2 rRNA genes are annotated in these 1601 nt (G+C 55.0%); both read left to right on the top strand.

Features of this window, described 5'->3' with window-relative positions:
- A 23S ribosomal RNA gene (locus tag NQ014_RS10790) occupies positions 1–1375 on the top strand; the annotation flags it as partial.
- 103 nt (positions 1376–1478) lie between these two features.
- Positions 1479–1595, top strand: a 5S ribosomal RNA gene (rrf, locus tag NQ014_RS10785).
- Positions 1596–1601 lie beyond the last annotated feature (6 nt).

Genomic DNA, 1601 nt, shown 5'->3' with positions numbered 1-1601 from the left:
TGGGTGAGGCGTGATGCGTACCCGTTTTGGGGAAGTTGGTGATCCTATGCTGCCGAGAAAAGCCTCTAGCGATGTGGATATACGGCCCGTACCCGAAACCGACACAGGTAGTCAGGTAGAGAATACTAAGGCGATCGGGAGAACTGTGGTTAAGGAACTCGGCAAAATGCCCCCGTAACTTCGGGAGAAGGGGGGCCATGACTGGTGACCGACGTGGTTGAGCTGGTTGTGGCCGCAGAGAATAGAGGGAAGCGACTGTTTACTAAAAACACAGGTCCGTGCGAAGACGGGTAAGTCGATGTATACGGACTGACGCCTGCCCGGTGCTGGAAGGTTAAGAGGACCTGTTAGACCCTTTGGGTCGAAGCGGAGAATTTAAGCCCCAGTAAACGGCGGTGGTAACTATAACCATCCTAAGGTAGCGAAATTCCTTGTCGGGTAAGTTCCGACCTGCACGAATGGCGTAACGACTTCCCTGCTGTCTCAACCACAGACCCGGCGAAATTGCAGTACGAGTAAAGATGCTCGTTACGCGCGGCAGGACGAAAAGACCCCGGGACCTTCACTATAGCTTGGTATTGGTGTTCGGTTCGGTTTGTGTAGGATAGGTGGGAGACTGTGATACCTCAACGCCAGTTGGGGTGGAGTCGTTGTTGAAATACCACTCTGATCGTATTGGACATCTCAACCTCGGCCCGTGATCCGGGTTAGGGACAGTGCCTGGTGGGTAGTTTAACTGGGGCGGTTGCCTCCCAAAGAGTAACGGAGGCGCCCAAAGGTTCCCTCAGCCTGGTTGGCAATCAGGTGTTGAGTGTAAGTGCACAAGGGAGCTTGACTGTGAGACTGACAGGTCGAGCAGGTAGGAAACTAGGGACTAGTGATCCGGCACCGGCTTGTGGAAGCGGTGTCGCTCAACGGATAAAAGGTACCCCGGGGATAACAGGCTGATCTTCCCCAAGAGTCCATATCGACGGGATGGTTTGGCACCTCGATGTCGGCTCGTCGCATCCTGGGGCTGGAGTAGGTCCCAAGGGTTGGGCTGTTCGCCCATTAAAGCGGCACGCGAGCTGGGTTTAGAACGTCGTGAGACAGTTCGGTCTCTATCCGCCGCGCGCGTAGAAACTTGAGGAAGGCTGTCCCTAGTACGAGAGGACCGGGATGGACGTACCTCTGGTGTGCCAGTTGTCCCGCCTGGGGCATGGCTGGTTGGCTACGTACGGAAGGGATAACCGCTGAAAGCATCTAAGCGGGAAGCCTGTTCCAAGATTAGGTTTCTTTTGAGGTCCCCTATAGATGATGGGGTTGATAGGCCGGATCTGGAAGCATCGTAAGGTGTGGAGGTGACCGGTACTAATAGACCAAACATTCAACACACAAAAATAGTGTGAAACACAAGGGTTTTTGCTCGCGTCTACTGTTCAGTGTCTGGCATGACACCGCCTACCCGTTGTGGTGGGGTTGGTTGTTGCCTGGTTTTTGTCGGTGGTGTTAGCGGTGGGGTCACGCCCGGTCCCATTCCGAACCCGGAAGCTAAGTCCACCAGCGCCGATGGTACTGCACTCGGGAGGGTGTGGGAGAGTAGGTCGCCGCCGGCATAAATA

The organism is Corynebacterium sp. 5QC2CO (genome assembly GCF_024580435.1).
Classification (GTDB): Bacteria; Actinomycetota; Actinomycetes; order Mycobacteriales; family Mycobacteriaceae; genus Corynebacterium; species Corynebacterium jeikeium_D.
The sequence above is the reverse complement of the archived record's forward strand: the minus strand, read 5'-3'. Positions and strand labels throughout refer to the sequence as shown.